This window comes from Rhizobium sp. LC145 (assembly GCF_001005825.1).
Taxonomy (GTDB): Bacteria; Pseudomonadota; Alphaproteobacteria; order Rhizobiales; family Rhizobiaceae; genus Neorhizobium.
On sequence record NZ_LBHV01000016.1, the window covers coordinates 1 to 22365 of the forward strand.

Annotated in this window: 20 protein-coding genes and 1 tRNA gene; 11 read left to right on the top strand and 10 right to left on the bottom strand. The window is 63.3% G+C overall.

Going from position 1 to position 22365, the window contains the following annotated elements; translation table 11 throughout:
- Positions 1–340: 340 nt before the first annotated feature.
- Positions 341–1099, top strand: a complete 759-nt coding sequence (locus tag YH62_RS26850) for a sulfite exporter TauE/SafE family protein (RefSeq protein WP_245282218.1) — start codon at positions 341–343, stop codon at positions 1097–1099.
- A gap of 105 nt (positions 1100–1204) precedes the next feature.
- On the opposite strand, the gene YH62_RS26855 is transcribed toward YH62_RS26850, so the two are convergent.
- Positions 1205–1278, bottom strand: a tRNA-Gln gene (locus YH62_RS26855).
- A 233-nt stretch (positions 1279–1511) separates the two neighbouring features.
- Here YH62_RS26855 and YH62_RS26860 point away from each other — a divergent pair.
- Both YH62_RS26860 and YH62_RS26865 read left to right on the top strand, forming a co-directional pair.
- Positions 1512–3071: a Ppx/GppA phosphatase family protein gene (locus tag YH62_RS26860; RefSeq protein ID WP_046797449.1), complete on the top strand. Its 1560-nt coding sequence runs from the start codon at positions 1512–1514 to the stop codon at positions 3069–3071.
- Positions 3068–3778, top strand: a complete 711-nt coding sequence (locus YH62_RS26865; protein ID WP_046797396.1) for an RlmE family RNA methyltransferase — start codon at positions 3068–3070, stop codon at positions 3776–3778. Before YH62_RS26860 ends, YH62_RS26865 begins: the two co-directional genes overlap by 4 nt.
- 6 nt (positions 3779–3784) lie before the next feature.
- Here YH62_RS26865 and YH62_RS26870 read toward each other — a convergent pair whose 3' ends face one another.
- Entirely contained in the window at positions 3785–5194 is a 1410-nt protein-coding gene (locus YH62_RS26870; RefSeq protein WP_046797450.1) for an MFS transporter, read from the bottom strand.
- 176 nt (positions 5195–5370) lie between these two features.
- Here YH62_RS26870 and YH62_RS26875 point away from each other — a divergent pair, with 176 nt between their 5' ends.
- The 4 genes from YH62_RS26875 (at position 5371) to YH62_RS26890 (ending at position 9492) form a co-directional block, all read left to right on the top strand.
- Positions 5371–6363 carry an MBL fold metallo-hydrolase gene (locus YH62_RS26875; RefSeq protein WP_046797397.1) on the top strand — a complete coding sequence of 331 codons (993 nt, stop codon included), beginning with the start codon at positions 5371–5373 and terminating at the stop codon, positions 6361–6363.
- A gap of 188 nt (positions 6364–6551) precedes the next feature.
- The gene (gene guaB / locus YH62_RS26880) at positions 6552–8054 is read left to right on the top strand and encodes an IMP dehydrogenase (RefSeq protein ID WP_046797398.1); all 1503 of its coding nucleotides are present in this window, start codon (positions 6552–6554) and stop codon (positions 8052–8054) included.
- Positions 8055–8089: 35 nt separating this feature from the next.
- Positions 8090–8500, top strand: a complete 411-nt coding sequence (locus YH62_RS26885) for an MAPEG family protein (protein WP_046797399.1) — start codon at positions 8090–8092, stop codon at positions 8498–8500.
- A gap of 107 nt (positions 8501–8607) precedes the next feature.
- Entirely contained in the window at positions 8608–9492 is an 885-nt protein-coding gene (locus tag YH62_RS26890; RefSeq protein WP_046797400.1) for a dienelactone hydrolase family protein, read from the top strand.
- 171 nt (positions 9493–9663) lie between these two features.
- Here the strand turns inward: YH62_RS26890 and YH62_RS26895 are convergent, their stop codons facing one another.
- A complete protein-coding gene (locus YH62_RS26895; protein ID WP_046797451.1) occupies positions 9664–10614 on the bottom strand; it encodes a LysR substrate-binding domain-containing protein in 951 nt (316 codons plus the stop codon).
- A 193-nt stretch (positions 10615–10807) separates the two neighbouring features.
- On the opposite strand from YH62_RS26895, the gene YH62_RS26900 reads away from it, so the two are divergent.
- Entirely contained in the window at positions 10808–11107 is a 300-nt protein-coding gene (locus YH62_RS26900) for a hypothetical protein (protein ID WP_046797401.1), read from the top strand.
- A gap of 90 nt (positions 11108–11197) precedes the next feature.
- Here the strand turns inward: YH62_RS26900 and YH62_RS26905 are convergent, their stop codons facing one another.
- The 6 genes from YH62_RS26905 to YH62_RS26930 form a co-directional block, all read right to left on the bottom strand.
- Positions 11198–12058, bottom strand: a complete 861-nt coding sequence (locus tag YH62_RS26905) for a DUF937 domain-containing protein (protein WP_046797402.1) — start codon at positions 12056–12058, stop codon at positions 11198–11200.
- Positions 12059–12146: 88 nt separating this feature from the next.
- Entirely contained in the window at positions 12147–13520 is a 1374-nt protein-coding gene (locus YH62_RS26910) for a glutamate--cysteine ligase (RefSeq protein WP_046797403.1), read from the bottom strand.
- 137 nt (positions 13521–13657) lie between these two features.
- Complete coding sequence (locus tag YH62_RS26915; RefSeq protein ID WP_046797404.1) at positions 13658–14395, bottom strand: 16S rRNA (uracil(1498)-N(3))-methyltransferase; 738 nt, start codon at positions 14393–14395, stop codon at positions 13658–13660.
- Between the two features lie 16 nt (positions 14396–14411).
- Complete coding sequence (locus tag YH62_RS26920; protein WP_046797405.1) at positions 14412–15914, bottom strand: inorganic phosphate transporter; 1503 nt, start codon at positions 15912–15914, stop codon at positions 14412–14414.
- A gap of 105 nt (positions 15915–16019) precedes the next feature.
- Positions 16020–16526, bottom strand: a complete 507-nt coding sequence (locus YH62_RS26925; RefSeq protein ID WP_170986374.1) for an NUDIX hydrolase — start codon at positions 16524–16526, stop codon at positions 16020–16022.
- Positions 16527–16709: 183 nt separating this feature from the next.
- A complete protein-coding gene (locus YH62_RS26930) occupies positions 16710–17483 on the bottom strand; it encodes a FadR/GntR family transcriptional regulator (protein WP_137326882.1) in 774 nt (257 codons plus the stop codon).
- Positions 17484–17575: 92 nt separating this feature from the next.
- Between YH62_RS26930 and YH62_RS26935 the strand changes: the two genes are divergently transcribed.
- From YH62_RS26935 to glcF, 3 genes are read left to right on the top strand one after another with little or no spacing between them, the layout of a single operon-like run.
- Entirely contained in the window at positions 17576–19015 is a 1440-nt protein-coding gene (locus YH62_RS26935) for an FAD-linked oxidase C-terminal domain-containing protein (protein ID WP_046797407.1), read from the top strand.
- Positions 19012–20217, top strand: a complete 1206-nt coding sequence (locus YH62_RS26940) for an FAD-binding protein (RefSeq protein WP_046797408.1) — start codon at positions 19012–19014, stop codon at positions 20215–20217. Before YH62_RS26935 ends, YH62_RS26940 begins: the two co-directional genes overlap by 4 nt.
- The gene (glcF, locus tag YH62_RS26945) at positions 20217–21515 is read left to right on the top strand and encodes a glycolate oxidase subunit GlcF (protein ID WP_046797409.1); all 1299 of its coding nucleotides are present in this window, start codon (positions 20217–20219) and stop codon (positions 21513–21515) included. The genes YH62_RS26940 and glcF overlap by 1 nt, the downstream gene beginning before the upstream one ends.
- Positions 21516–21658: 143 nt before the next feature.
- On the opposite strand, the gene YH62_RS26950 is transcribed toward glcF, so the two are convergent.
- Positions 21659–22345: a L,D-transpeptidase gene (locus YH62_RS26950; protein ID WP_046797410.1), complete on the bottom strand. Its 687-nt coding sequence runs from the start codon at positions 22343–22345 to the stop codon at positions 21659–21661.
- Positions 22346–22365 lie beyond the last annotated feature (20 nt).

Consider the following 22365-nt stretch of genomic DNA (forward strand, 5'->3'; position numbering starts at 1 on the left):
TACGGAACTCGAACAGGTGCGGGCAGAGCTTGAGCGCGCGCGTGCCGAGGGCGCCGCATTGAAGGATAGGCTTCTTCTCGTGGAGAAGAGTAGATCCTGGCGCTGGACCGCGCCCCTTCGCAAGCTGGGCACCCGGCGCTAGAGCGGACCTCACTTCCGCCGGGTCGGCTTGGCGCAGCCACGCTCGGTATCAACAGCTTCCGGCATCGTTGCGCTTGATGTGCGGGGCAATTGGTGCCTATCTCGGCGTCCGAAGTATCGGCGGGGAGTGTATTGGTGAGAGGGCAGGAAAGTTTCGGATGGCGTCCGCTCGCAATGCCGGTCGCGCCAAGGGCATGCCATGCTTGATGTGATGCTCGCCAACCCGGCCTTCAGCGCCGTGGCTCTGCTCTCCGCCTTCTTCGTCGGCCTTTCGAAGGGCGGGTTGCCGCTGATCGCGATCCTTTCCGTTCCGCTGTTCTCCCTCTTCATCTCGCCGGTGACGGCGGCGGCCCTGCTGCTGCCGATCTATATCGCCACCGATATCGTCGGGCTTTGGATCTATCGCGGCATATTTAGCGGTCGCAACCTGGCGATCCTCACGCCCTCGGCGATCGCCGGGGTCGGCGTCGGCTGGGCAACCGCGTCGTTCATCCAGGAATGGGTGATCACCCTCATTGTCGGGCTGCTGGGCCTGCTCTACTGTTTCAACACCTGGCGCAAGCTCGGCAAATTCGTGCCTCCCCGCCCGGCGGATGTGCCCCGCGGCGTCTTCTGGGGCATGATCTCCGGCTTCACCAGTTTCGTGTCGCATTCCGGCGGTCCGCCTTATCAGATCTATGTCCTGCCCCAGCGGCTGGACAAGCTCGTTTTTGCCGGCACGACCGCGATCCTGTTCGCGATCGTGAATGCGGTGAAAGTGCTGCCCTATTGGGCGCTGGGCCAGTTCGACCGCAACAATCTTTCCGCGGCGCTGGCGCTCGTTCCGGTGGCGATCATCGGCACCTTCATCGGCGCGCGGCTCTTGAGAATGATCCGGGACGATATCTTCTTCCGCTGCGTCGAGATCGCGCTGCTCATCATCTCCCTCAAACTCATCTGGGATGCGCTGAAGGGCTGATAGGCGTAAGTGCGTCGACACGCTTCAGGGTCTGAAACGGCAGCAGGCGCGGATCGCATACCGGGTACGCGGTTTCCGGTATTACCTAAGGACTGATGAGGAGATTGGCTGGGGAACCTGGATTCGAACCAAGATCGACGGAGTCAGAGTCCGCTGTTCTACCATTGAACTATTCCCCAGCAGGCTGGCGGCGAAGCGCCGCCGCTGGTGTGCCGGGCTTATAACCAAAACCGTGCGGATTGCAAATACCCGTTCTGAAAAAATTGACAGCGTTCGAAAAGCGGAAAAAGCACCTGCTCAAAAAGCGATTGGCGAAAGCGTCCCGCGCTGTTATCCTCCGCCCCAACGAAACGATCAGATGCCAGCGGCATGCCTTTTTTAGGTTTTGCGCGGCGAGATGGAATATTTGAATATGGACCCCGATAGCGGCGGAAAGCCGCCAGAAGGCGGGGCGTCTGCGGCGGAGCGCGGCGGGGCGAAAAAGTCCTCGCGGCGCCGGAAGGCGAAGCGTAACGGCAAAAGCCGGAACGCGGCGTCTGTCCCGCATGGTGGCCAGGTCGAAAAGGTCGGCCAGGCCGGACGTCCGGAATTAAACACCGCAGGCAGCTCCCAGCGCAAGCGCAAGCGCCGACGCAACAGGTCGGGCGCGCCGGCCGAAGCCGTGCAGGTTTCGGCCATGGCGCCGGTCTCGCTGCGTTCGCCACCCTCGCAGGAAAGCCAGTCCGCTCCGGGTGGAAAATCGCGCAACCGGCGGCGGAAGAACCGCGGCGGCCGAGGCCTTCAGGGCCGTCCGTTGACGCAGGCAAAGGCCGCACCTGGCGCCGCTGCGGCGCGCTCACTCGGCGGGTCGGCCTCCGGTCCCGCGAAGGAGATGCGGCCGCGCGGCCCTTCAGCCGTTCCGGCGGGCGGCGATCAGCGCGCGGAGAGAGCCGCCTTTTTCCGTGACGATCTCTATGCCGCGCTCGACCTCGGTACCAATAACTGCCGCCTGTTGATCGCCCAGCCGACCCGGCCGGGTCAGTTCCGCGTGGTCGATGCCTTTTCGCGCATCGTGCGGCTCGGTGAAGGGCTTGCCGCCAATCGCCGTCTTTCGCAGGAAGCGATGGACCGCGCCGTGGAGGCCCTGCGCGTCTGCGCCGGAAAGCTTGCCAGCAAGCCGATCCGCCGCATGCGGCTGATTGCGACGGAAGCCTGCCGTTCGGCGGAAAACGGGGAAGAGTTCCTCGATCGGGTCACGGCCGAAACCGGCCTTGCGCTCGAAATCATCAATCGCGAGACGGAGGCGCGGCTTGCGGTTTCGGGGTGCTCGTCGCTGGTCGGCCGTGAGGCGCGTTCGGTCGTGCTCTTCGATATCGGCGGCGGCTCTTCCGAAATCGCGGTGATCCGCATCGGCGAAAACCGCTCCAGCCGGCTTGCCAACCACATCACGCATTGGACCTCGCTGCCCGTCGGCGTCGTGACGCTGTCAGAACGCCACGGCGGCCGCGACGTGACACCAGAAGTCTTCGCCGCCATGGTGAACGAGGTCGAGCGCATGCTTGCCGAATTCGAATGCCCGCCGCTTGGCGAGGATCGCCGCCAGGGCGCGGAGGATTTTCACCTGATCGGCACGTCCGGCACGGTCACAACGCTTGCCGGCGTGCATCTGGAACTGCCGCGTTATGATCGCCGCAAGGTGGACGGGCTCTGGCTTTCCGACCAGGAGGTGAGCGCCATGCAGGCGAGGCTCTTGTCCTGGGATTTCGCAGGCCGCGCGGCCAATCCCTGCATCGGTCCGGACCGCGCCGACCTGGTGCTGGCCGGCTGCGCCATCCTGGAGGCGATCCGCCGGCGCTGGCCGAGCTCGCGCATGCGGGTGGCCGATCGCGGCCTGCGCGAAGGGCTGCTCACGGAAATGATGGCCGATGACGGCGTCTGGCGCAGGGCGCGGCCGCGCCGCGCCTCGAACGAGGAGGCGCAGGCAAGGGGATGACGAAACCGCCGGTCGGCCGCAAACTCGGCCAGAAAGTCAAGAAGGGGAAGCTCAAGGCCTCCTCCCGCCGCTGGATCGAGCGGCATATCAACGATCCCTATGTGCAGCGGGCGAAGCTCGAGGGCTATCGCGCCCGTGCCGCCTTCAAGCTGCTGGAGATCGACGAGAAGCATCATATCCTGAAGGGCGCCCGCCGCATCATCGACCTTGGGGCGGCACCGGGAAGCTGGTCGCAGATCGCTGCGAAGGTCACGGGCTCGACGGAGGAGGATATCCGCGTCGCGGCCATCGATTTCCTCGAAATGGCGCCAATCCCGGGGGTGAAGATCCTCCATCTCGATTTTCTCGATCCGGATGCTCCCCGCCAGTTGGTGGAAGCGATCGGCGGCGCGCCGGACCTCGTCGTTTCCGACATGGCGGCGCCCACGACCGGCCACCAGAAGACCGACCATCTGCGCACGATGCATCTGTGCGAGGTCGCCGCGCACTTCGCTGTCGAGGTGCTGGCGGAGGGCGGCCATTTCCTGGCGAAGACCTTCCAGGGCGGCACGGAGCGCGAGCTCCTGAACATGCTGAAGCAGAATTTCAAGCAGGTCATCCACGTCAAGCCGGGCGCTTCACGTGCGGAGTCGGTGGAGATGTTCCTGCTCGCCAAGCACTTCAAGGGCCGCAAGCCGCAGGCCTCCGAAGAAGATACCGCCGCTTAAGCTCAGCTACTCCCCCGCCTCCGGTGTCATTTCGGTCTGCCTGCGCCCGTGGCCGGAAACGGCGGCGCCCGCATTGCGGTCGAGGCCAAGAAGCGGGCCGATCGCCAGCAGAGAGAAACCGGCCACGATGAAGAAGGCCAGGTGGAAATCGGCAAGCTGCAGGTGCGAACCGGAAAGCACCGAGGCCGCTTCGAGGATGAAGGCCGCGAACGCGACGCCGAGCGCGAGGCTCACCTGTTGCAGCACCGAGGCGATCGAGGTCGCCTGGCTCGCCTGCGCATCGTCGATCTCCGAATAGCTCAGCGCATTGCCACCGGTGAAGAAGAAGGAACGGCAAAGCCCGGAGAACATGAGGAAGACGATAATCAGCACATGCGGTGTCTCGGGCGTGAAGAAGCCGTTGACAGCGGTTGTGGCAGCGCCGGCGACACAGGCGAAAAGCAGGGTCGTGCGGAAGCCGAGCGCTGCATAGACCCGCCGGGCGATGAATTTGACCATGAGCGCGCCGATCGCGCCGGCAAAGGTGATCATGCCGGACTGGAAGGCGTTGAGACCGAAGCCGAGCTGCAGCATCAGCGGCATCAGGAAGGGAATGGCGCCGGTCGAGATGCGGAAGATCGTGCCGCTCGTGGTCGCCGCCCGGAAGGCATCGTTGCTGAATATCGACAGGTTGAGGATCGGCGCCGGATGGCGCTTTGCATGCCGCACGTAGAGAATGCCGCAGGCGATGCCGAGCGCGGTCGTGCCTATCCCGACGGCGGGCGGAAGTGCCGGCAGGCTCACCACCGACAGGCCGAAGACGACGCCGGCCGCGGCCATCGAGGTGAGAAAGAAGCCGATCCAGTCGATCCGCGGCGGTCGCACGGCTTCGAGATCGGGTAGATGGATGCCGGAGAGCCAGATGCCGAGGAGCCCGATCGGCACGTTGATGATGAAGATCCAGTGCCAGGTGAAATAGGTGGTGATGAAGCCACCGATCGGCGGGCCGGTGAGCGGGCCGATCAGGGCGGGGATGGTGAGCAGCGCCATGGCCGAGACCAGTTCGCTGCGCTTGGTGGTCCGGAGCAGAACCAGGCGCCCGACCGGCGTCATCATCGCCCCGCCCATGCCCTGCAGGAAGCGTGAAAGCACGAATTCGAGAAGCGTGGAGGAGACTGCGCAGAAGATCGAGCCGATCACGAAGACCAGGATCGCCAGCCGGAAGATCTTCTTGGCCCCGAACCTGTCCGCCATCCAGCCGCTGATCGGAATGAAGACGGCAAGCGCGACCATGTAGGAGGTCAGTGCCAGCTTGAGCGTGATCGGGCCGACGCCGAGATCCAGGGCGATGGCCGGCAGGGCCGTGGAGATGACGGTGGAGTCCATCTGCTCCATGAAGAGAGCGACGGCGAGAATCAGCGGGACGATGCGATTCATGTAAAAGGCTGCCTGTATGCAGAGGTGAGCCGTCTCTACGCCTCGGCGGGCCGTCTGCCAATCGTAGATTTTCACCTTTTCGCGCTTTGGCTCACGTCTGCGTGAGAGCAGATTTCCGCAGGATACGGCTTGGTTATGTTGCGTCATCATCGCTGCAAACCGGAGGGAGTTCCATTATGACTGTGACATCGGGAATAGAACGGCGAGCCTTGCTGGGATCCGTCGGTCTCGGAGTTCTCGCGGCGCCCGCGGTTCTGGGCGGCGTCGCCCGCGCGCAGGAGAGCAACAAGTTGGAAATCGAGCGAGTCGTGCCGCCAGACAATCATCGTTTCAAGGTCGGCGATTTCGAAGTGCTGGTGGTCAAGGATGGCTCCCGGCCGTCGCCCAATCCCGCAGAGACCTTCGGCACCAACCAGACCCCGGAAGCGGTCGGAGCATTGCTTGAGCAGAACTTCCTGCCTGCTGACCAACTCGTCACCAGCTTTGCGCCGACGCTGGTCAGTACCGGCAGCGACGTCATCCTGTTCGATACCGGGCTTGGGCCTTCGGCGCGGGCGGAAGGTGGCGGCAGGCTGATCGAGGGGCTGGCCGCGGGCGGCTACATGCCGGAAGACATCACCATCGTTGTCCTCACCCATATGCACGGCGATCATATCGGCGGGCTGATGGAAGAGGGCAAGCCGGCCTTCCCGAATGCCCGCTATGTGACGGGACAGGCGGAATACGACTTCTGGACCGATACCGCGCGCGCCGGCACGCCTGCCGAAGGCGGCCACAAGGGCGTGCTCGCCAATGTGAAGCCGCTTGCCGAAAAGATGACTTTCATCGGCGAAGGCGGCGAGGTGGTTTCCGGCATCACCGGCATGATGGCCGCCGGTCACACGCCGGGCCACATGGTCTTCCATATCGAGTCCCAGGGGCGTCGGCTGCTTCTGACCGCGGATACCGCGAATCATTTCGTGCTTTCGCTGCAGAAGCCGGATTGGGAAGTCCGCTTCGATATGGACAAGGCGGCCGCCGCCGCGACCCGCAAAAAGATCTTCGACATGGTGGCGACCGATCGGATCGCCTTCCTCGGCTACCATATGCCGTTCCCGGCGGTCGGCTTCGTGGAAAAGCTCGATCAGGGCTATCGCTTCGTGCCGAAGAGCTATCAGTTCGACATCTGACCGGTTCGGGAGGTGGGCTTCGTGAGCTATGCAAACCCGGAGGGGCTCACCTCCGGGTTTTTCCTATTCCCTTCCTGTCATGAACGTGTTACCAGCCCTCGCCAACTTCCAAGTAACTCTTGCGAGACCGCCCGGGCGGACGATTCGTTCCGGCGCGTTATCCGCATTCCGGATCGAAGGAATTGGCCATGGCACGCATCATAGAAACCGCAACCGGCGCGGATGCGCTTACTTTCGACGATGTGCTGCTGCAGCCCGGCCATTCCGAGGTCATGCCGGGCCAGACGAACATCTCCACCACCATTGCCCGGGATATCGATCTCAACCTGCCGATCCTTTCCTCTGCGATGGATACGGTGACCGAAAGCCGGCTCGCCATCGCCATGGCTCAGGCCGGTGGCATCGGCGTCATCCACCGCAATCTTACGCCCATCGAGCAGGCCGAGGAGGTCCGCCAGGTCAAGAAGTTCGAAAGCGGCATGGTCGTCAATCCGGTCACGATCGGGCCGGATGCGACGCTTGCCGAAGCCCTGTCGCTCATGAAGGCGCATGGCATTTCGGGAATCCCTGTCGTGGAAAACGGTTCCGGCGGCCATAAGGCCGGCCGCCTCGTCGGCATTCTCACCAATCGCGACGTGCGCTTCGCCTCCGATCCGGCCCAGAAGATCCACGAACTGATGACGCATGAGAACCTGATCACGGTCAAAGAAAGCGTCGACCAGACCGAGGCCAAGCGGCTGCTGCACAAGCACCGCATCGAGAAGCTGCTGGTCGTGGATGGCGAGGGCCGCTGCGTCGGTCTCATTACCGTCAAGGATATCGAGAAGTCGCAGCTCAACCCGAATGCCTCGAAGGATATGCAGGGCCGCCTGCGCGCCGCTGCCGCCATCAGCGTCGGGGACGATGGTTACGAGCGCGCCGAAAGGCTGATCGAAGCGGGTGTTGACCTGCTGGTCGTCGATACCGCGCATGGCCATTCCCAGCGCGTTCTGGATGCGGTCACGCGGGTGAAGAGGCTTTCCAATTCGGTTCGCATCATGGCCGGCAATGTCGCGACCGCCGATGGCACCAGGGCGCTGATCGATGCCGGTGCGGATGCGGTCAAGGTCGGCATTGGTCCCGGCTCGATCTGCACCACGCGCATCGTCGCCGGCGTCGGCGTGCCGCAGCTTGCCGCGATCATGGCGGCCGTCGAGGCGGCGCGCGACCAGAATATCCCGGTGATCGCGGACGGCGGTATCAAGTTCTCCGGCGACCTCGCCAAGGCGATCGCCGCCGGTGCCTCGGCCGCCATGGTCGGCTCGCTGCTGGCCGGCACGGATGAAAGCCCGGGCGAGGTCTATCTCTACCAGGGCCGCTCCTTCAAGGCCTATCGCGGCATGGGTTCGGTCGGCGCCATGGCGCGCGGCTCGGCCGACCGCTACTTCCAGGCGGAAGTGCGCGACACGCTGAAGCTGGTTCCGGAAGGCATCGAGGGGCAGGTGCCTTACAAGGGGCCGGTCTCCGGCGTTCTGCATCAGCTCGGCGGCGGCCTGAAGGCGGCGATGGGCTATGTCGGCGGCGCGACCATCAAGGACTTCCAGGAGCGGGCCACCTTCGTGCGCATCTCCGGCGCGGGCCTGCGCGAAAGCCACGCCCATGACGTGACGATCACCCGCGAAAGCCCGAACTATCCGGGTGCCGGCGCCTGAGTCCACGCATAGGGGAGGGGGCGCAGTTGACTTATATGAACGCCATGCTCTGGCCGATGATCGCGCATGCCGCGCTGGTCTTCGGCCTCTATTATCTCCTGTCGAAACGGCGGTTCGCCGCCGTTCGTTCGGGTTCCGCAAAGGCCGAGCAGTTCAAGGAAAACCGGGAGGAGCCGCCGGAAAGCCTTCTGGTTCGCAACAATATCGCCAACCAGTTCGAGCTTCCGGTCCTCTTCCACGCCGGCTGCCTGGCGCTCTACGTGACGACGGCCGACAACATCGTCACCGTGGCCCTGGCATGGGTATTCGTCGCAAGCCGCTATGCGCATTCCTATGTGCACGTCACTTCCAATCGGCTTCGTTATCGCCGCCCGATCTGGATCGTGGGCTTCTTCTCGCTGATGGCCATGTGGATCTGGCTCGCCGTATGGCTGGCGCTGGAATAAGGCTTTCACGCAGAAGTGTTTCTTCGGCCCCTCGATCACCGGAACTTGCGTGGGCCGACCGCAAGCCTTGGGTTTAGTCTTTCCTTCCAGTGAAGGAGGACCATCCCATGGATACGGAAAAGCCGAAAATCACCCAGGCGATGATCAACGCCTATGATGAATACACTCATCTGACGCTCGATCGCCGCGCCTTCATGGAAAAGCTCACCCTGCTCGCCGGCTCCGGCGCGGCGGCGGCCGCGATCGCGCCGCTGCTGGCCGCCAACGGCGCGAAGGCGGAAATCGTGCCTGCCGACGACGACCGGCTGACGGCGGAGGATGTGACCTATCCGGGCGCCAGCGGCACGGAGATGAAGGGCTATCTGGTTCGACCGAAAAATGCTTCCGGTCCGCTCGGCGGCGTCATCGTCATCCACGAGAATCGCGGTCTCAACGCACATATCCGCGATGTCGCCCGCCGTATGGCTCTGGAAGGCTTCATTGCGCTGGCTCCGGATTTCCTTTCGCCGGAGGGCGGCACTCCGGCCGACGAGGATCAGGCCCGCCAGATGTTCTCGTCTCTCGACATGGATGCGACCGCGGCGAACGGCGAAGCGAGCCGTGTCTATCTCGCGGGCCTCGACGGCGCGAACGGCAAGGTCGGCGCGGTCGGCTTCTGCTGGGGCGGCGGCACGGTGAACCAATTGGCGACGAGGTCCCCCGAACTGAATGCCGGCGTCGCTTATTACGGCCAGCAGCCGCCGATCGCCGACGTTCCTGCGATCCGTGCGCCGTTGATGCTGCACTATGCGGGGCTGGACGAGCGCGTCAATGCCGGCATCGAGGCCTATAGGAAGGCGCTGGAGGAGAACGGCAAGACCTTCGAGATATTCGTCTACGAAGGCGCCAACCACGCCTTCAACAACGATACCTCCGCTGCCCGCTACGACAAGGCGGCGGCCGATCTTGCCTGGAGCCGAACGGTCGAGTTCTTCAAGAAGAATCTCGCCTGAGATATGCCGGCGTTAGCCAACCGACTGTTTCGGCGCGCTGACGATCACCGCGTCGCCGAGCGCCGCCATGTAAGGTCGATACGATCAGCGCCAGCCGACCGCCGCGGAATAATCCGTCAGGTCACCAAACGAGAAAAGCCGGGCAATGCCCGGCTTTTTTGTGGATCTGTTTTACCAGCTGAGCGCCTGGCCGCCGCGGGCACGCATCGCCGGCCGTTGATAGGCCTTCATGTCGCCCTCGAGCGTGTCGGAGACCGCGGTCGGCGAGATGTTGTCGAGGCAGGCGGCGATGTGGTCCGTGATGGCGTTCATCAGCGACGGCGAAAGGCCGGGCCGCTTCATGAGGCCGATCTGCACCGGCGGCAGCGGCGGAAAACCATCCGACGAGGACAGCACCTTCATGCCGGTTCGCAGAGCCGATTCCGGCAGTACCGATACCGCCATGCCCGCAAGCACCGCCGCAGCGACGACGGTCGACGACCAGCTCGTGAACAGCACCTGGTATTCGCGCCCGTCGGCGTCGAGCGCCGAACAGGCGAGCTGCCGCCACAGGCAGTCCCGCCGACCGACCGCGAGCGGCACCGGCGCGTCTTCCCGCAGCGGATGGTTGGCCGAGGCGACCCAGCAGAGCGGTTCGGTGCGCACCACGTCGGATATGCGCTGGCGTGGATTGTGGGTGACGAGTGCGATATCGAGTTCGCCGCGCGCCATTTTCTCCGCGAGGCTCACCGAAGGTTCGCAGACGATGTAGAGTTCGACATTCGGATGCGTCTTGGCGAAACGGCCGATGATCTCCGGCATGTAGCGGTCGGCATAATCGTCCGGCGTGCCGATCCTGAGCGTTCCTTCGAGCCGGTTGTCGTCGAAGGCGGCGATCGCTTCGTTGTTCAGCCGGATGATACGGCGGGCATAGTTCAGGAGTTTCTCACCCTCTGCCGTCAGCCGATTGCCGCGGCCGTCCTTTGCAAAGAGCTGCTTACCGATGCGTTCCTCGAGCCGCCGCATCTGCATGGAAACGGCCGATTGCGTCTTGAACACCCGATCGGCCGCCTTGGTGAAGCTGCCGGTATCCACGATCGAGATGAAAGTGTGGAGCTGGTCGATATCGAGAGGAGCGGACATGATGACCATCCATCAGTGAGTTTGATGCTAATCATTAGAAACATTCGTTGGACTGATCAATAGAATTTCCGCATACAGGTATCGTAATTCTCCACCGACCGGCGCTCCGTTGCGAGACGCCCCTTCAGGCAACCTTTTCGCATGTTCTGGCGAGAGGGCGGCCCTACTCGTGCCTAATGAAAGGGACAAACCGATGAGCACGACCGAATGCGGAATCGAACTCGACCTCGCTCATGAACGGCGTGGGGCAGAGAGCCGCCTTGCCGTCGTGCTGAAGCGAACGCAATCCCTCTGGCGCGCCTTTCGTAACCGTGTGGCTACCAATCGCATCTACGAACTCGATGACAATCAGCTCGACGATATCGGCCTGTCGCGTCACGATGTCGCCGAGGCGCTGAGAGACACCAGGCTTCTGGACGATCCACTCCTCCTGCTGACGCACTCCGCCAGACAGCGCGCCCGCACCCGGTTCCAGCGACCTCCCCGCCGCTGAACCGGACCTTTTCCCCGCAGGGTGATAGCCAATAGCCCTGCCTACTGCCCGGCCGGTCGATCCGTGCCGGGCTTTTTTTTATTAGAAGGCCTATTTTTCGGATGGCTTGTCCGGAGCGACCGATGCGCTTCGGAGGTAACCGTCGAAGATCGCTTCCATGTTCTTCTGATAGCTCTTCTGCACTTCCAACCCGCTGTCGAACATGCTGTTCAGCGTGTCGCGATAGAAATCCGCCGCCGCGGGCTTTTCCTTGCGTCCATCGGCAGCAGGCGATTGCGGGGAGGGGCCAGCCCACATTTCCTGGAAAACCTTGGCGAATGGATTGTCGGCGAATGGATTGCCGCTATCCGCTTCCGGCTGCCGCTCCTGCTCGATACCCCAGAATTTCTGGGCGGCCTGGATGAACGGATTGTCCAGGGGATCGGCCGCTTGCGGTTTTGCCTTCGGCTGCAGCCCCATGCTTTCCAGCCAGGGTTTCATCATTTGCCCCATAGGGCCTGCCGCGAAGACTGTGTCGCTGTCCGGCATCTGGCCGGCCATCTGCTTGAAGAGCCCGCCCATGATCGTGTCGGCCATGGCGGGCATCATCTTCTTGAGGATATCCCGGCCGATCCCGCTGAGCTGCTCGGCCTGTGCCGCGATCGCCCGCGAAACCTCCTTCGAGCCGAAGAGCTTTTCGAGCACGGCATTACCGTCGGCGATCCCCTCCGGAGTGAAGGCCTTGCTCATGTCCTCGAAATACTTGGCATAGCCGCCGGAAAACATGTCTCGCGCCAGCGCGGCGAAATTATAAGGATTGGCGCTGCTGCGCGTCAGGGCGAAGGAGAAGGCCGGCATCAGCGCCGCCAGCGCCTGCACCGCCTGTTCCTGGGCCAGGTTGAACTGCTTGGCCATGGCTTGTATGGCCGAACCGTCCTGCGCCCGAAGCATCATGTCGAACAGTGGCAGCATGGCGCACCCTTCCGGCTCCTTGTGGTGAGGAGACTATAAACGGAAAAGTGCTGGCGAAAACCGGTTTTTGAGACGCGCCGAGGACGGCTCAGTATTGGTATTCTTCGAAAACCGGCTCGACCGAGCCGTTCCAGCGACCGTTGTAGAGTGCCAGCATGTCCTCGGCGAGCGTCGTCTTCTTGGCCAGGATCTCGTCGAGTGGGTTGAGGAAGACGCTTTCGTCCACGCCCTCGTCGTTCACGTAGTTGCGGCTCTTGAGGCCCGTCTTCGATATGCCGACCACCTCGCGGGAGATGTCGATGAGGGAAGCGCCCTTGATCTCCGCCCGGAGACCCTGCGCCGGAACGGCATCGCGAAGTGCGCTCACGTCGGCAACGGTCCAGTCGGCGGTGAACCTTTCGGCCGCGTCGAGCGCCGCATCGTCATAGAGCAGTCCCACCCAGAAGGCCGGAAGCGCGCAGATGCGCCGCCAGGGACCGCCATCGGCCCCGCGCATTTCCAGGAAGCGCTTCAGCCGTACATCCGGAAAGAGAGTGGAGAGGTGGTTCGTCCAGTCGCCCATCGTGGGCTCCCAGGCCGTGATTTCGCCCTTCAACGCGCCTGCCATGAACTGGCGGAAGGTGATGTGGGTGCAATCGTGATACCTGCCGTCGCGCACCACGAAATACATCGGCACGTCGAGCGCCCATTCCACGTAATCGGCAAAGCCGAAATCCGCGTCGAACACGAAGGGCAGCAGGCCCGAGCGCCGGTTGTCCGTGTCGCGCCAGATCTCGCCGCGCCAGGAAAGCAGACCGTTCGGCTTGCCTTCGGTAAACGGCGAGGAAGCGAAAAGCGCGGTGGCGAGAGGCTGCAGCTTCATGGAGACGCGTATCTTGCGCGCCATGTCGGCCTCGGAGGAGAAGTCGAGGTTCACCTGGATCGTGCAGGTGCGGTACATCATGTCGAGACCGTGCGAGCCGACCTTTGGCATGTAGCGCGTCATGATCTCGTAGCGCGATTTCGGCATGCGCGGCGTTTCGGCGAGCGACCATTTCGGGCTGCCGCCGATGCCGAGGAAACGGATGCCCATTGGTTCGGCGATCTCACGCAGGACCGCGAGATGCTGGTTGGACTCGTGACAGGTCTGGTGGATGTTTTCGAGCGGCGCGCCGGAAAGCTCGAACTGGCCCCCGGGCTCGATCGAGATCGCGCCCATGCCTGAATGTTCCGCAAGGCCGATGATGTTCCCGCCGTCCATGATCGGCTCCCAGCCGAGCCTGGCTTCCATGCCCTTGAGCAGGGCCGAGATGCTGGCTTCCCCGAAATAGGGAACAGGGCTGTTGTCCTGACGGAAGAAGGCGAACTTCTCATGCTCGGTGCCGATGCGGAACTGCTCTTTCGGCCGCGGGCCCTTTTCCAGGTAGGCGGAAAGCTCGGACACCGAGGAAAGTGGTGTCTGGTCTGTGGTGTCGCGGGCCATGGGAACTACCTTGTTCGGCTGCCTGTCTTGCGGGACGGGTCCGGCTGATTGGACCGGATTGACGTGCCGCACAAGTGAATTTTCTTCAAGATGCTTTCAGAATTTCGCGGGCGCCCTGTCAAGTGTATCGAAGGGCTTTAGCGCCAGTCTCCGATCGCTGCCTGGATCACGGCGAGCGCCGCCACCGCGGCCGTGTCGGCGCGCAGGATGCGTGGCCCGAGCGGGATGGCGGTGACGAAGGGAAGTTCGCGCAAAAGCTTGCGCTCCTCCTCTGAAAAGCCGCCCTCCGGCCCGACCAGCAGCGCCAGATGGCGCTCCTTGATCGCCGAGAGGATCGGCAGCGGGTTTTGGCCTTCATCTCCCTCGTCGCAAAAGATGATGCGGCGTTCGGCCGGCCAGCCTTCGAGCAGATCCTTGAGCTTGACCGGCGCGGCAACCGTCGGGATCGACAGGATGCCGCATTGTTCTGCTGCCTCGATCACATTGGCTTGAAGCCGCTCCAGGCTGGTGATCTTGCCTTGCACATGCTGGGTCGAAACCGGCTGCAGCAGGCCGGCGCCCATTTCCACCGCCTTCTGCACCAGATAATCGAGCCGGCCGACCTTGAGCGGCGCAAAAAGGTAATGAAGGTCCGGCGCTTGCGGCTGCGCGCGAACCTGTTCGGTGATCTCCAGCATTAGCTTCTTGCGGCTTGGAAAGACGAGCCGCGCCTTCCACTCGCCGTCCCGTCCGTTGAACACCAGGACCTCGGCACCTTCCCCCATGCGCAGCACGTTGGCGAGATAGTTGAACTGCTCGGGCGAGGCCTCATGCCTGGCATCTGCCGAAAGGGTCGAATCGACGAACAGCCTTTGCATACGGAAATTGGCGCGCATCTGGATTTCCCGAGTTTCAGAGGAACAGGGCAAACATGAGCATGGCGATACCGGCCCCAAGGGCCGTGGAGGCGGGCAGGGTGATGATCCAGGCGCCCATGATGCTCAGGAAGTGCGAACGCCGCACGAGATAGCGCCTTCGCATTTCGTCCTCGTTCCGCTCCATGGGCGGTGCCACGTCGTACTTGGCTGCTCGCGCCCGTATATATTCGAGCCGACGGCGGGAATTGCGGGTATACCACTCGCGGAAGAAACCCACGCCGAAGACCGCTCCGACGGCGATATGGGTGGAGGAGACCGGCAGGCCGATCCACGAGGCGACGAGAACCGTCAGCGCCGTCGAAAGCGAGACGCAATAGGCCCGCATCGGATTGAGCCTGGTGATCTCCGCGCCGACCAGCTTCACCAATCTCGGGCCGAACAGCAGGAGGCCGAGTGAGATGCCGAGACCGCCGATCACCAGTTCCCATGTCGGAATGCTGACGGCTCCGGAAATGCCCTGCTGCGCGGTGGAAACGATCGCGGCAAGCGGGCCGATGGCGTTCGATACGTCGTTCGCTCCATGCGCGAAGGAAAGCAGGGCGGCGGAAAACACCAACGGGATGCGGAAGAGTTTTCTGAGCGACTGATTGCGGTTTTCCAGCCCCTCCGCCTGACGGCGGATCACCGGGGTCAGTCCCGCCCAGGCCGCAAGCCCGCAGACGGCGGCGATCGCGGTCGCGACGGGCGCGGAAACCCCGGACGTTTCTCCGAAGCCGAGAATAGCGAGATAGCCCGCGAAGGCACCGGTCATGATGCCGAGCAGTACCGGCACCCATTTCGTGGCAGCCGCGATCTTGTCCTCGCGGTAGATGATGGTTTCCTTGACGAAATAGAGGCAGCCGGCTGCGATTATGGCCCCAAGCAGCGGGGAAAAGACCCAGCTTGCCGTGATGCCGAGGACGGTGCTCCAGTTCACCGCGGAAAGGCCGGCCGCCGCAATGCCGGCCCCCATCACGCCGCCCACGATCGAATGGGTTGTGGAGATCGGCGCGCCGAACCAGGTCGCGACATTGATGAGCAGGGCGGAAGAAAGCAGTGCCGCCATCATCGCCCAGATCAGCATGTCGGGGCTGGTGATCATGCCCCCATGCATGACGTCGTTGGCGATGGTGTTGGCGACGCTCCGGCCGGCGATCACCGCGCCCGCCACCTCGAAGACAGCGGCAAGGCCGAGGCCGAAGGCCATGGACATGGCCCGCGCGCCGACTGCCGCGCCGATATTGTTGGTCACGTCGTTGGCGCCGATGTTCATGGCCATGTAAGCCGCGATGGCGGACGCGGCGACCACCAGGACGACGTCCGGCTTGCCGGTCACCGAATAGGCTGCGATTATCGCGGCGAGGATCAGGAAGAGAAGTGCCGTGCCGGGAGCCGCAAGCCGGCGCGACATCTGCCGTGCAGCCTCCTCGAGGGAGGAAATCTTCTCAAGATCCTTGTCGAGCGTCGGCTTAACCAGACGCGGCCGGGGTTGGCCCATTTATTCTTTCAACTCCTAGAAATCAGTGTTGGGCCGCCCCAGGGGCCGCATAGCCGGTTTGGGTAATCGCATCCGCGCTCGAAGGCAATGACGGCGCAGCGAAAGTCAGCCGGCCTTCACCTCCAGAGGTCCGGGGCCCGGCGGTCGCATCCGCTCCTTGAATTGCAGAAGAAGATCCTTGAGTTCCGGTTCGTTGACCCTCTGGGCGGCCTCCTCGGAAGAGACCCATTCCAGGCGCCGTGCTTCCCGTTCCGGAAAGTTCTTCAACAGCTCTTCGACTTCGAGCAGGTGCACCTGCACCCTGACGGGTATCTTGAAGCCGTTCGATAGGGTTTTCCGGTAGTGATAGAAGCCGAAAGGCTCCTTTTCCGCCTTGCCCTTCACGCCGGCCTCCTCATAGGCCTCGCGCTCTGCGACCTGGTGGGCCTTCTTGCCCGACATAGGCCAGCCCTTGGGAATGACCCAGCGGCCCGTATCCCGGCTGGTGGCGAGCAGAACCTCGATCTGCCCCTGTTTCTTCCTGATCCGATAGCATAGCGCTGCATATTGCTGCCGCGGAGGCCGCTGCAGCATCAGACGAACATTGCCCGCCAGTCGTTTCAGGAAGTCCAATTGAGGGTCACCTCCGGGTTTTCTGTTGTAGCCATATCGAATATAAGAACGAATTGACGGCAAAACGAGCGCATACAAGGGCAGCCCGACGAGAATCACCGCAACAAATTCGGCTTGCTGAAAACAATTGTGAGGCAGCTTGGTTTCACGTCAACTAATTTTGCACAGGTGTGCAAAATCTGCTCAGCTTATCCGCTGCTGAAGCCTCAATCGGGCGATCCGGTCCCACTCGCCGGCGCGCTCCGCTTCCGCGGTCATCCTGGCGATGAAGTCGATATGCTCCTCGGCCGCCCGCCGGGCCGCCGCCGGATTGCCTTCCAGGATCGCCGCGCCGATTGCGGCGTGTTGCGCCATGACCGCATCATGCGCATCTGCAATCTTGAATATCATCTTACGATTGTAGAATATATCATCGCTCAACAGACGATAGCAAGCCCTGAGTGTGTGCATCAGGACGATGTTGTGGGCGGCATCGCCGATTGCATTGTGAAATTCGACGTCGGAGACGAGCTCGTCCTCGAAGCGTCCGTCGCTATGCGCCCGGCGCATTTCGTCCAGGATGTGCCGGATAAGCTGCCTGTCCGTATCGGTAGCCCGCTCGGCGGCGAGCTCGGCCGTCAGGGCTTCGAGCTGTCGGCGGTATTCCAGATAGTCGCGGGTCGCTTGGGCGTGCCGCCGGATGAGATCGACAAGCGGGCGGGAAAAGACCTCGCCTATGATATCCGCCACATAGGTGCCGCCGCCATGCTGGCTCACCAGCAGGCCGCGTCCTTCGAGTTCCTTCAGGGCCCCCCTTAGGATCGGGCGGGAAATGTCGAACTTCTGGGCGAGTTCCCGCTCGCCGGGAAGTCGCTCGCCGTCGCGCAGCACACCGTTGAGGATCAGAAGTTCGATCCGATGGACGACCTCGCCGGCGGTCCTGCCATGCGAGACGGGAGCGAAGAGTTCGTGGGTCAAGTCCGGCATTTCCTGCAATTCTCCACCGACGGAAGGCCTCCTTGTATCACTGGTAAAAAAAGTATACCAGTCGTGCGAAGAAGGAGGCTCTCGTGTCTGAGACCATTCAATTCCTGCCACCGCGTCAGGCGGTGCTGTCGCGCCGGACGGCGATCATTGCCGATCTCGCGGACCTTCTGCCGCCCGACTGTCTTGTGCATGAGCCGCGCGAGCTGGTGCCGTTCGAAACGGACGCCTTCGTTGCCTATCGCCGTGTGCCGCTCGCGGTCGTCCTCCCGCGCACGACGGCCGAGGTCGCGGCGGTGATGAAATATTGCCACCGCTATGGCGTTCCGGTGGTGCCGCGCGGAGCCGGCACCTCGCTTTCCGGCGGGGCGATCCCCCAGGAGGATGCAGTCGTGCTCGGCCTTTCCAAGATGTCGCGCATCCTGGAAGTGGATTACGCCAACCGCACCGCCACGGTTCAGGCGGGCGTCACGAACCTGAGCATTTCCGAGACCGTCGGCGCAGACGGCTTCTTCTACGCACCCGATCCCAGCTCGCAGCTCGCCTGCACGATCGGCGGCAATATCGGTATGAATTCCGGGGGCGCGCACTGTCTGAAATACGGCGTCACCACCAACAACCTGCTCGGCGTGAAGATGGTGCTGGTGGACGGCACCGTGATCGAGCTCGGCGGCAAGCATCTGGATGCGGCGGGCTACGACCTTCTCGGCCTCGTCTGCGGTTCGGAAGGCCAGCTCGGCATCGTGACGGAGGCGACCGTGCGGCTGATCGCGAAGCCCGAGGGCGCGCGTCCCGTTCTCTTCGGTTTCGATACATCGGAAGAGGCTGGCTCCTGCGTGGCGGATGTCATCGGCTCCGGTATCATTCCGGTCGCCATCGAATTCATGGATAAGCCGGCGATCGAGATCTGCGAGGCTTTCGCCCATGCCGGCTATCCGCTTGATGTCGGTGCGCTTCTCATCGTCGAGGTCGAGGGTTCCGAGGCCGAGATGGACGCCATGCTGAAGGAGATCGTCGAGATCGCCGGCCGCCATGGGGTAAAGACCGTGCGCGAAAGCCAGTCCGCCATGGAAGCGGCGCTGATCTGGAAGGGCCGCAAATCCGCTTTCGGCGCCACCGGCCGGATCGCCGATTACATCTGCATGGATGGCACGGTGCCGCTCGGCAAGCTTTCCTACGTGCTGAAGAAGACATCCGAGATTACCGACAGTTTCGGGCTGCGTGTCGCGAATGTCTTCCACGCCGGAGACGGAAACATGCACCCGTTGATCCTGTTCAATGCCAACGACCCGGAAGATGCGGCCAAGGCGGAAGCCGCCGGCAACGAGATATTGAAGCTCTGCGTCGATGCGGGCGGTTGCCTCACCGGCGAGCACGGCGTCGGCATCGAGAAGCGCGACCTGATGCGCCACCAGTATTCGGAGGCGGACCTTGCTCAGCAGATGGCCGTGCGCGCCGCCTTCGATGAGGGCTGGATATTGAACCCCTCGAAGGTGTTCCCGCTGGAGGGACGGCCCACCACATGACGCTGATACCCACTTCCGAAGTCGATGCCGCCTATATCATTCGAACCGCCGCGAGCGGAGGCAAAAAGCTTGCGCCTTGCGGGGGCAGCACGCGCGCCGGCTTCGGCAACTCCACCGAACCGGCCGAGAAGATGAGTTCCCGGGGACTTTCCGGCATCGTCGATTATGAGCCGGCCGAAATGGTGATGACCGTGAAGGCCGGTACGCCGCTCTTGGAAGTCGAAGCGGCGCTTGCCGCCAATCGGCAGATGATGTCCTTCGAGCCGATGGATCATCGCGGCATCATGGGCACGACCGGCGAGCCAACGATCGGTGGTGTGTTTGCGGGCAATATCTCCGGGCCGCGCCGTTTCGTGGGCGGCGCCGCGCGCGACAGCCTGCTCGGCATTCGCTTCGTCAACGGCAAGGGCGAACTGATCCGCGCCGGGGGACGGGTGATGAAGAACGTCACCGGCCTCGACCTGGTGAAGCTGCTGGCGGGCTCGCATGGCACGCTCGGCTTTTTGACCGAGGTGACCTTCCGCGTTCTGCCCATGCCGCAGACCGTCGAGACGGTCGTGATCTCGGGCCTCGACGACGCGGAAGCGGCGCGTGCCATGGCAGCGGCGATGGCTCTGCCGGTCGAGGTATCCGGCGCGGCGCATCTGCCCGCGAGCGTCAAGGGTCGGTTTATCGGCGGCGGTCTGCCGGAAGGCGAGGCGACCGTGCTGCGGCTGGAAGGCCTTTCGGCCTCGGTGGCCGTGCGGGCGGATAAACTCGCCGATGCCATGGCAGCCTTCGGGCCGGTATCGAGAATCGCAATGGATGAGAGCCAGGCGCTCTGGCGGGAAATTCGCGATGTCCATCCCTATGCGGATGGCACGCGGAAACCGCTTTGGCGTGTCTCGGTCGCGCCGTCCGTCGGTCACCAGCTTGTCGCCGCGCTGCGGCTGGAGGCCGGCATCGACGCGTTTTACGATTGGCAGGGTGGCCTCGTCTGGATGCGCATGGAGGCTGATCCGGAAGCCGAACTGCTTCGCCGCTACATCAAGGCGCTGGGCGGCGGCCATGCCACGCTCATGCGCGCGCCCGATGCGGTGCAGGCCTCCACCCCGGCCTTCGAGCCGCAGCCGGATGCGGTGGCGCTGCTCTCAGTGCGCGTGAAACAGGCGCTTGATCCGGCAGGCATCTTCAGCCCCGGCAAGATGGGAGGAAATTTCTGATGCAGACCTCCTTCACCGCCGAACAGCTTCTCGATCCGCATGTGGCGGAATCCGAAAAGATCCTGCGCCGTTGCGTGCATTGCGGTTTCTGCACGGCGACCTGTCCCACCTATGTGACGCTCGGCAACGAACTCGATAGCCCGCGCGGGCGTATCTACCTCATCAAGGATATGCTGGAAAATGGCCGTCCTGCGGATGCCGAGGTGGTCACCCATATCGACCGCTGCCTCTCCTGCCTCGCCTGCACCACGACTTGCCCATCCGGCGTCGATTACATGCATCTGGTGGATCACGCACGGGTGCATATCGAAAAGACCTATCGCCGGCCCCTCGCGGACAGGTTGATCCGCAACCTGCTCGCGGCGGTTCTGCCCTATCCGGCGCGCTTCCGCGCGGCACTTGGCCTTGCGAAGCTCGGCCGTCCCTTCGCACCGCTTTTGAAACGGGTCCCGGCGCTGAAACCTCTCGGTGCGATGCTGGAGCTGGCTCCGAAATCCGCCGCGAAAGCTTCGGCAGGCCCGGCCACTCACCCGCCTCAGGCCGAAAGGCGGGGACGCGTGGCGATCCTGACCGGCTGTGCCCAGCCGGTTCTCGATCCGCGCATCAACGAAGCGACCATTCGCCTCCTCACCCGCCTCGGCATCGAGGTCGTGGCGCCATCGGGCGAGGGCTGCTGCGGAGCGCTGGTGCATCACATGGGTCGCGAGGAGCAGGCGCTCGATCACGCCCGCCACAATGTCGATGTCTGGCTCCGCGAGGTCGAAAGAGGCGGGCTCGATGCGATCATCATCACCGCCTCCGGCTGTGGCACGACCATCAAGGATTACGGCCATATGCTGCGGCTCGATCCGGCCTATGCAGAAAAGGCGGCAAAGGTCTCGACGCTCGCGAAGGACATCACCGAGTATCTTTCGACGCTCGACCTGCCGCGCCTCGAGCCGCAGGGTTTGACGGTCGCCTATCACTCGGCCTGTTCAATGCAGCACGGCCAGAAGATCACCATGCAGCCGAAGAACCTGTTGAAGGCGGCGGGCTTTGGTGTGCGCGATCCGGCGGAAGGCCATCTCTGCTGCGGCTCGGCCGGCACCTACAACATTCTTCAATCGGAGATTTCCGAGCAGTTGAAGGCCCGCAAGGTGAAGAACATCGAGGCGACGAAGGCGGATGTCATCGCCACCGGCAATATCGGCTGTATCACGCAGATATCCACCGGAACAGCGATGCCGATCCTGCACACGGTGGAACTGCTCGATTGGGCCTATGGCGGGCCGAAGCCGGGGAAATTGAAGGACAGGTAAGTGGCCTGCGACATCGGTGGTCGTCATGCTCGGGCTTGTCCCGAGCATCTGCCAAGGTCCAACTGGATCTTGAGGTGGTTAGATCCTCGGGACAAGCCCGAGGATGACGATTGGAGAGGCAAGGCTTCCCCTGCTTACAACGATCAGCCGCCGAAGATCGTTCGGAAGATATCGATGCCGCGGTCCTGGAAGGCCACGTCTCCGTGCTTGCTGCCGGGGCCGATAACGATGACCTTGGTGCCGACGGCCGCACGCGCATAGAGGTGCTCGACATCCTTGTTCATCATCCGGATGCAGCCGGACGACAGATTGAGCCCGATGGTCCAGGGCTGGTTCGTGCCGTGGATGCGGAAGATCGTGTCCCGTCCGCCCTTGTAGAGATACATGGCGCGGGCGCCGAGCGGATTGTCCGGTCCTCCCTTCTGCACGACAGGCAGCTTGATGCCGCGGCGGGCTTCACGGGCGCGCATCTCGGCGGGCGGCGTCCAGGACGGCCACTCGGCCTTGCGGCCGACCGACACCACGCCCGACCAGCCGAAGCCTTCACGGCCGACTCCGATGCCGTAGCGAGTCGCGCGGTTCCTGCCTTCCACGTAGTAGAGGAATTTGTTGTCGGTATCGACGATGATCGTGCCGGGAGCTTCGTTCGTCGAGAAGCGCACCATGCGCCGCTTGTATTTTTCCGGTACCTGCCGGTTGCGAACCTTGGGCGCGACGTCGCTTGCCGTCGTCTGCGGGCGTGCCGAAGCCGAGGTCTGCGCGAAAGCCTCGCCCGCGACCATGCCCATCATCATGCTGGCAATGGCCACCAGCGTTGTCCACCTTCTCATCCTTACCCCTCGTGCAAATA

Excerpts from the sequence above, each read along its gene's own strand:
- YH62_RS26850 (WP_245282218.1), top strand. The coding sequence starts at position 341 with ATGCTTGATGTGATGCTCGCCAACCCGGCCTTCAGCGCCGTGGCTCTG.
- YH62_RS26860 (WP_046797449.1), top strand. The coding sequence starts at position 1,512 with ATGGACCCCGATAGCGGCGGAAAGCCGCCAGAAGGCGGGGCGTCTGCG.
- YH62_RS26865 (WP_046797396.1), top strand. The coding sequence starts at position 3,068 with ATGACGAAACCGCCGGTCGGCCGCAAACTCGGCCAGAAAGTCAAGAAG.
- YH62_RS26870 (WP_046797450.1), bottom strand. The coding sequence starts at position 5,194 with ATGAATCGCATCGTCCCGCTGATTCTCGCCGTCGCTCTCTTCATGGAG.
- YH62_RS26875 (WP_046797397.1), top strand. The coding sequence starts at position 5,371 with ATGACTGTGACATCGGGAATAGAACGGCGAGCCTTGCTGGGATCCGTC.
- guaB (WP_046797398.1), top strand. The coding sequence starts at position 6,552 with ATGGCACGCATCATAGAAACCGCAACCGGCGCGGATGCGCTTACTTTC.
- YH62_RS26885 (WP_046797399.1), top strand. The coding sequence starts at position 8,090 with ATGAACGCCATGCTCTGGCCGATGATCGCGCATGCCGCGCTGGTCTTC.
- YH62_RS26890 (WP_046797400.1), top strand. The coding sequence starts at position 8,608 with ATGGATACGGAAAAGCCGAAAATCACCCAGGCGATGATCAACGCCTAT.
- YH62_RS26895 (WP_046797451.1), bottom strand. The coding sequence starts at position 10,614 with ATGTCCGCTCCTCTCGATATCGACCAGCTCCACACTTTCATCTCGATC.
- YH62_RS26900 (WP_046797401.1), top strand. The coding sequence starts at position 10,808 with ATGAGCACGACCGAATGCGGAATCGAACTCGACCTCGCTCATGAACGG.
- YH62_RS26905 (WP_046797402.1), bottom strand. The coding sequence starts at position 12,058 with ATGCTGCCACTGTTCGACATGATGCTTCGGGCGCAGGACGGTTCGGCC.
- YH62_RS26910 (WP_046797403.1), bottom strand. The coding sequence starts at position 13,520 with ATGGCCCGCGACACCACAGACCAGACACCACTTTCCTCGGTGTCCGAG.
- YH62_RS26915 (WP_046797404.1), bottom strand. The coding sequence starts at position 14,395 with ATGCGCGCCAATTTCCGTATGCAAAGGCTGTTCGTCGATTCGACCCTT.
- YH62_RS26920 (WP_046797405.1), bottom strand. The coding sequence starts at position 15,914 with ATGGGCCAACCCCGGCCGCGTCTGGTTAAGCCGACGCTCGACAAGGAT.
- YH62_RS26940 (WP_046797408.1), top strand. The coding sequence starts at position 19,012 with ATGACGCTGATACCCACTTCCGAAGTCGATGCCGCCTATATCATTCGA.
- glcF (WP_046797409.1), top strand. The coding sequence starts at position 20,217 with ATGCAGACCTCCTTCACCGCCGAACAGCTTCTCGATCCGCATGTGGCG.
- YH62_RS26950 (WP_046797410.1), bottom strand. The coding sequence starts at position 22,345 with ATGAGAAGGTGGACAACGCTGGTGGCCATTGCCAGCATGATGATGGGC.